Below are 6,561 nucleotides of genomic sequence, written 5' to 3' on the forward strand. Positions count from 1 at the left end.
TCTGCACGCCCGCCTTGCCATTGTTCGATGGCGACGCGGGCGTTTCCATTCCTGCCCTTGATTGTTGCATCGCAGCTTGACGCTTTTGTCAGGCGAAAGGAGGGCTTGGACAAAAGCGTCATGCCTGCAGCGGAATGAATCTCTGTGGATTTATATTTTCTCATATAAATCAGTATTTTATAAAATTGGCACGGGCTCTGCATTAGTAATGCTTAGTGCGGTATTAACAGGATTGATTCAAGCCGCCGATTGACCAAAGCGTCGATACACACAAGGAGGAGCCATGTCACACACGGTCAGGATCGAGGATACGGGCCTCAGCTATGCCTGCGCGCCGCGCGAGTCCTTGTTGGAAGGCCTGAATCGCCTTGGGCTGCGCGGGATTCCCACGGGGTGCCGGGGCGGTGGCTGTGGCGTGTGCAAGATCGAAGTGCTCGCCGGCCAATTTCAAACCCGCGTAATGAGTCGGGATCACGTCAGTGACGACGATGTTGCGCATCACAGGCTGCTGGCCTGCCGGGTGTACCCCGCCAGCGACCTTTCCCTGAAGGTGATCGGAAAACTGCAGCGCAAGGTCTGCAATCCCGCTTCCGTTCGCTGATTTTCCGTTCGATGCATCCACAAGAAAGAGGAGATGAGAGATGGCGCTAACTGGTGTTCTTCGTCCGGGCCATGCCCAGGTTCGCGTGCTTGATCTGGAAGAGAGCGTGCGCTTCTATCGCGACGTGCTCGGTCTGGTCGAAACCGGGCGCGATGCCGAGGGGCGGGTCTATTTCAAGTGCTGGGACGAACGCGATCACAACAGCTATGTGATCCGTCAGGCCGACCGCGCCGGCATTGATTTCTTCGGTTTCAAGGTGCTCGACAAGGCCACCCTCGACCAGCTTGACGCCGATCTGCAGGCCTATGGTCTTGCCACCGAACGCATCCCCGCGGGCGAGATGCTGGAGACCGGCGAGCGCGTGCGCTTCACCCTGCCCTCGGGTCATGTGATGGAGTTGTATGCCGACAAGACCTCGATCGGCAACGGTCTTGCAGAAGTGAATCCGGCGCCGTGGGGGCCGCAGCGTGAGCACGGCATTGCGCCGGTGCGGCTGGACCATGCACTGCTCTACGGCCCGAACGTCGCCGAGGTGCAGAAGATCTTCACCGAGGTGCTTGGGTTCTACCTTGTCGAGCGCGTGCTGACCCCCGACGGTGAGGGCAATGTGGCGATCTGGCTGTCGTGCTCGCACAAGGTCCACGACATTGCCTTCGCCGAGTACCCGGAGCCGGGCAAGCTGCACCACTGCTCCTTCCTGATGGAAAGCTGGGAGCAGGTACTGCGCGCCGGCGACATCATGTCGATGAACCTGGTGCCGGTGGACATCGGCCCGACCCGCCATGGCGTGACCCGCGGCTGCACGATCTACGCCTGGGATCCCTCGGGCAACCGCTTCGAGACCTTCATGGGCGGCTACCAGCCGTATCCCGACTACGGCCCGCTGACGTGGACCTTCGACAACTTCGGCCAGGGTCTCGACTACCCGCAGCGCAAGCTGCACGAGACCTTCCTGACCGTGGTCAGCTGAGCGTCCGATGCGCGTCGAATCCGCCCGCATGGACACCACCCGGCGCTTTGTCCGCATCTGCGGCGAGCGCGGCAATGGGTTCATCGAATTCGAGTTTGCCATCGGCGAGCCGGAGGTCTTTGTCGAGATGATCCTCACCCGCGAGGCCCTCACCGAGTTCTGCGCCGCCAACCGGGTCGAGATGTTGCCGCCCCGCGATCCCGATACCCCCCAGGGCGACTGGGACTGGCGCCTTGCCGACGCCACCCACACCCGTTTCAGACAAGCACAGTAGCAGGAGACACCCCCCATGCAGATCGACCTTCGCACGGTGGCCATCGAGCCACAGCGCAATGCCTTCGACCACCTCGTCCGCCGTTTCGGCGACAAGCCGGCCTCGCGCTACCAGGAGGGCAGCTACGACATCCAGGCGGCAGAGAATCTTCACTACCGTCCCACCTGGGATCCGGATCAGGCGCTCTACGACGAGCGCATCACCCGGATCGTCATGAAGGACTGGTACGCACTGAAGGACCCGCGCCAGTTCTACTACAGCACCTACACCCTGACGCGCGCCCGCCAGCAGGACACCACCGAAGCCAACTTCGCCTTTGTCGAGTCGCGCGGGCTGGCCGCAATGATGGTGCCCGATCTGGCTGCCACCGCGCTCAAGGTGCTGATGCCGCTGCGTCATGCCGCCTGGGGTGCCAACCAGAACAACACCTTCATCTGTGGCTACGGCTACGCCACGGTGTTCACCCAACCCTGCATGTACCACGCGATGGACAACCTGGGCATCGCCCAGTACCTGTCGCGCCTTGGCCTGCTGCTGGGCGACACCGAAGCGCTGGAGGAGGGCAAGCGTGCCTGGCTGAACGATGCAGCCTGGCAGCCGCTGCGCCGCTACGTCGAGGACTGCATGGTGGTGCGCGATCCGTTCGAACTGTTCGTGGCGCAGAACGTGGCGCTGGACGGTCTGCTGTATCCGCTGGTCTATGGCCGGGTGGTGGATGACGACTTCTCGGTCAAGGGCGGCAGCGCCGTGGCCATGCTCACCCAGTTCATGACCGACTGGTTCGACGAGACCCGCAAATGGGTCGATGCGGTGCTCAAGGTGGTTGCAGCCGAATCCGACGACAACCGTACCCAGCTCAGGCAATGGATCGCCGACTGGAACTGTCGTGCTGCGGCAGCCATGGTCCCGGTCATCGAGATTGCACTGGGCGTAGAGGCCGACGAGGCCGTGGCCGAACAGGTCGAAGCCTTCAAGGCGCGCATCCGCAAAACCGGCATCGATCTCTGAGAGGCCCCCATGTCCACCGTATTCATTGCCCTGCAAGCCAACGAAGACACCCGTCCGATCATCGACGCGATCGCGCTCGACAACCCGGCTGCGGTCATCAATCGCCAGCCGGCGATGGTCAAGATCGACGCGCCGGACCATCTCGTGATCCGGCGCGAAACCATTGAAGATCAACTTGGCCGCGCCTACGACCTGCAAGAGCTGCAAATCAACCTGATCACCCTCTCGGGCAACGTGGACGAAGACGATGACACGCTGACCCTGACCTGGAATAGCTGAGGAGCCCGCCATGGACATGAAAGCCACCAAGAAAAAGCTTGGCATGAAGGAGCGCTATCGCGCGCTGACCCGCGACCTTGGCTGGGAGCCCAGCTACCAGGACAAGGACGCGATCTTTCCCTACGCGAGTTACGAGGGCATCAAGGTGCACGACTGGGACAAGTGGGAAGACCCCTTCCGCCTGACCATGGATGCCTACTGGAAATACCAGGCCGAGAAGGAGCGCAAGTTCTACGCCATCATCGACGCCCATGCGCAGAACAACGGCCACCTGAACATCACCGATGCGCGCTATCTGTCGGCGCTGAAGATCTTCCTGCAGGCCATCAGCCCCGGCGAGTACGCCGCACACAAAGGCTTTGCCCGCGCCGGGCGCGAGTTTCCGGGCGTCGGCACCCAGGTCGCCTGCCAGATGCAGGCGATCGACGAGCTGCGCCACGCCCAGACCCAGATCCATGCAATGTCGAACTACAACCGCTACTACGACGGCTTTCATGCCTTCGCCGATGCGCGCGACCGCATCTGGTACACCTCGGTGGCGCGCTCCTTCTTCGACGATGCAATGTCGGCCGGCCCCTTCGAATTCATGATCGCGATCGGCTTCTCGTTCGAGTACGTGCTCACCAACCTGCTGTTCGTGCCCTTCATGTCGGGTGCGGCCTACAACGGCGACATGGCCACCGTCACCTTCGGTTTCTCGGCCCAGTCGGACGAGGCGCGCCACATGACGCTCGGACTGGAATGCATCAAGTTCATGCTCGAGCAGGACCCGGACAACCTGCCCATCGTGCAGGCCTGGATCGACAAGTGGTTCTGGCGCGGCTTTCGCGTGCTCGGCCTGGTCAGCACGATGATGGATTACATGCTGCCCAAGCGCGTCATGTCGTGGCGCGAGGCGTGGGATATCTACGGTGTCGAGAACGGCGGCGCGCTGTTCAAGGATCTGGCGCGCTACGGCATCCGTCCGCCCAAGGGCTGGGACGACGCCGAGAAAGCCATCGACCACATGTCGCACCAGTTCATGCTGGGGCTGTACCAGTGGAGCTTCGGCACGTCCTTCCACAGCTGGATTCCGTCCGACGAGGATATGGACTGGCTGTCGGCAAAGTACCCCGACACCTTCGACAAGTACTACCGCCCGCGCTGGGCACACATCAGGAAGCTCAAGGCGGCCGGCACGCCGTTCAAGAACTATGGCCTGGCCAGGCTGTGTCAGTGCTGCCAGCTGCCGAGCGTGTTCACCGAGCCGGACGACCCGACCCTGACCTGCCATCGCGAGACGGTCTACAAGGGCGAGAAGTACCAGTTCTGCTCGGACGGCTGCATGGACATCTTCAACAATGAACCGGAGAAGTACATCCAGTCCTGGCTGCCGATGCCGGCCCTGTTCAGCGAACTCGGTGGCGATGTCGGTGCGTGGATGAACTGGGTCAGCCTGCGTGATGGCGTGGACAACGGCGACTACGACGGATCGACCGACCAGCAGCACTTCAACGAATGGCGCGGCCTCGCGACCTCCAACCTCTGATGTGAAACCGGCGGCAGCGGGCGGCCCCGGCGACGGGACGCCGCTGCCGCGACAAAAGGATCTTCGAGATGACCGTCAAATCAATCAAAGACTATGTCGGCGTATCGCGCGATCGCGTCGAGAACTTCAATGGCAAGCAACTGGTGTATGTGAGCTGGGACCATCACCTGCTGTTCGCCTCGCCGTTTCTGCTGTGCCTGCCGCCCGAGACGCCCTTCGCAGCGATGGTAAGCGGACCGCTGACCGCATTGGTGCAGCCCGACCCGGACGCCGCTGCGGTGGACTGGCGCACGGTGGAATGGCTGAAGGACAACGCGCCCTTTACCCCCGACTTCTCCCGCAGCCTGGCCGCCAACGGCATCGGCCACAAGGACCAGATCCGCTTTCGCACGCCGGGTCTGAACGCGCTGCTGAACGCAGCCTAAGGGCAGGGCCATGAGCTACGAGCTGACCATCGAGCCCCTGGGCCAGACCATCGAGATCGAGGAGGGGCAGACCATTCTCGACGCCGCCTTGCGTGCCGGCATCTATCTGCCCCATGCCTGCTGTCACGGTCTGTGTGCAACCTGCAAGGTGCAGGTCACCGACGGCGAAGTCGAGCACGGCGAAGCCTCGAGCTTCGCGCTGATGGATTTCGAGCGCGACGAGGGCAAATGCCTGGCCTGCTGTGCGCGGGCCGAGAGCGACCTCGTGATCGAAGCCGAGATCGACGAGGACCCCGATGCCGAAAATCTGCCGGTGCGGGATTTCGATGGCACCGTGAGCCGCATCGAGAGCTTGACGCCCACCATCAAGGGCGTCTGGATCAAGCTCGACCAGCCCGAGGGCATGCGCTTCCAGGCGGGCCAGTATGTCAACCTGGCCTTGCCCGGCGGCATCGGCAGTCGTGCGTTCTCGATTGCCAGTGCGCCTTCCGTGGCGGGCGAAATCGAACTCAACGTCCGCATCGTGCCGGGCGGCGAGGGCACGACCTATGTGCATGAAAAGCTGCGCGCCGGCGACCGCATCCGCGTCGCCGGCCCCTACGGGCGCTTCTTCGTCAAGAAATCCGCCAATGTGCCGGTGGTCTTCATGGCGGGCGGCTCCGGTTTGTCGAGCCCGCGCTCGATGATCCTCGATCTGCTGGAAGGGGGCTTCGATCAGCCCATCACGCTGGTCTACGGCCAGCGCAACCGCGACGAACTTTACTATCACGACGCGTTTCTCGCGCTGGCGGAGCAGCACCCCAACTTCCGTTATGTCCCGGCGCTCTCGCACGAGCCCGAAGGCAGCGGCTGGCAGGGTTTCCGCGGCTTCGTCCACGAGGCGGCAAAGGCCGCCTTCGACAACGACTTTCGCGGCAACAAGGCCTACCTGTGCGGGCCGCCGCTGATGATCGAGGCTTGCATCTCCACCCTGATGCAGGGCCGCCTGTTCGAGCGCGACATCTACACCGAGAAATTCATCTCGGCCGCAGACGCGCAGCAGGTGAGGAGTCCGCTGTTCAAGGCCATTTGATAGATGCCGGGTGGCGGGCTGTACAGGCTTTTGCCCGGCATGTTCATCCGGTAAAAGAAGCTTGACAGGGTCGTGAGCGTCGGCGCGTCAGTCGTGCTGGCGTGGGCGTCGGTGTGTCGGAGCGATGGCGGGGTATGGTTGCCGCGGGGACGGCAGGTCGGCCTCGCCGGCCATTCACCCCTCGTCGGTGGCGACGATCTCCTGGGCAGGGATCAGCCCCCACGGACGGATGATCGACCAATCCGACCTGACACGCCTCGCTCGTGGCGACGGTTTTCGTAGATACTGTTATTCAGGTCAAGCGTTATGAAGCTGCGGATTGAATGGTTTGCCGGACTTGAGCACCCCGAAGGCCACATGGATGAGCTTTCGCATCATGGCGCCGATCATGACCATGGGCGGCT

The 6,561-nt window shown here is 62.6% G+C and carries 8 protein-coding genes; all 8 read left to right on the forward strand.

The annotated features are described in order from the left end of the window. Positions 1-283 precede the first annotated feature (283 nt). Positions 284-601: a 2Fe-2S iron-sulfur cluster-binding protein gene (locus DNK49_RS10025; RefSeq protein ID WP_110524191.1), complete on the forward strand. Its 318-nt coding sequence runs from the start codon at positions 284-286 to the stop codon at positions 599-601. A 40-nt stretch (positions 602-641) separates the two neighbouring features. Then, positions 642-1,571 (forward strand): catechol 2,3-dioxygenase, encoded by a 930-nt coding sequence (locus DNK49_RS10030; RefSeq protein ID WP_110524192.1) that lies wholly within the window; start codon positions 642-644, stop codon positions 1,569-1,571. Positions 1,572-1,578: 7 nt separating this feature from the next. Then, entirely contained in the window at positions 1,579-1,845 is a 267-nt protein-coding gene (locus tag DNK49_RS10035) for a phenol hydroxylase subunit (RefSeq protein ID WP_110524193.1), read from the forward strand. Positions 1,846-1,860: 15 nt separating this feature from the next. Continuing rightward, positions 1,861-2,853 (forward strand): aromatic/alkene monooxygenase hydroxylase subunit beta, encoded by a 993-nt coding sequence (locus DNK49_RS10040; protein ID WP_110524194.1) that lies wholly within the window; start codon positions 1,861-1,863, stop codon positions 2,851-2,853. Between the two features lie 9 nt (positions 2,854-2,862). Further along, positions 2,863-3,132 carry an MmoB/DmpM family protein gene (locus tag DNK49_RS10045; RefSeq protein ID WP_110524195.1) on the forward strand — a complete coding sequence of 90 codons (270 nt, stop codon included), beginning with the start codon at positions 2,863-2,865 and terminating at the stop codon, positions 3,130-3,132. Between the two features lie 10 nt (positions 3,133-3,142). Next, positions 3,143-4,660, forward strand: a complete 1,518-nt coding sequence (locus DNK49_RS10050; RefSeq protein WP_110524196.1) for a YHS domain-containing protein — start codon at positions 3,143-3,145, stop codon at positions 4,658-4,660. Between the two features lie 68 nt (positions 4,661-4,728). Then, positions 4,729-5,085, forward strand: coding sequence for a phenol hydroxylase subunit P4 (locus DNK49_RS10055; protein WP_110524197.1), 357 nt, complete (start codon positions 4,729-4,731; stop codon positions 5,083-5,085). Between the two features lie 10 nt (positions 5,086-5,095). Beyond that, positions 5,096-6,157: an NADH:ubiquinone reductase (Na(+)-transporting) subunit F gene (locus DNK49_RS10060; protein WP_110524198.1), complete on the forward strand. Its 1,062-nt coding sequence runs from the start codon at positions 5,096-5,098 to the stop codon at positions 6,155-6,157. Positions 6,158-6,561 lie beyond the last annotated feature (404 nt).

This window comes from Parazoarcus communis SWub3 = DSM 12120 (genome assembly GCF_003226565.1).
In the GTDB taxonomy this organism is placed as follows: Bacteria; Pseudomonadota; Gammaproteobacteria; order Burkholderiales; family Rhodocyclaceae; genus Parazoarcus; species Parazoarcus communis.

Coding starts and splice junctions, on each gene's coding strand:
- DNK49_RS10055 (WP_110524197.1), top strand. CDS start 4,729: ATGACCGTCAAATCAATCAAAGACTATGTCGGCGTATCGCGCGATCGC.
- DNK49_RS10040 (WP_110524194.1), top strand. CDS start 1,861: ATGCAGATCGACCTTCGCACGGTGGCCATCGAGCCACAGCGCAATGCC.
- DNK49_RS10050 (WP_110524196.1), top strand. CDS start 3,143: ATGGACATGAAAGCCACCAAGAAAAAGCTTGGCATGAAGGAGCGCTAT.
- DNK49_RS10030 (WP_110524192.1), top strand. CDS start 642: ATGGCGCTAACTGGTGTTCTTCGTCCGGGCCATGCCCAGGTTCGCGTG.
- DNK49_RS10025 (WP_110524191.1), top strand. CDS start 284: ATGTCACACACGGTCAGGATCGAGGATACGGGCCTCAGCTATGCCTGC.
- DNK49_RS10035 (WP_110524193.1), top strand. CDS start 1,579: ATGCGCGTCGAATCCGCCCGCATGGACACCACCCGGCGCTTTGTCCGC.
- DNK49_RS10060 (WP_110524198.1), top strand. CDS start 5,096: ATGAGCTACGAGCTGACCATCGAGCCCCTGGGCCAGACCATCGAGATC.
- DNK49_RS10045 (WP_110524195.1), top strand. CDS start 2,863: ATGTCCACCGTATTCATTGCCCTGCAAGCCAACGAAGACACCCGTCCG.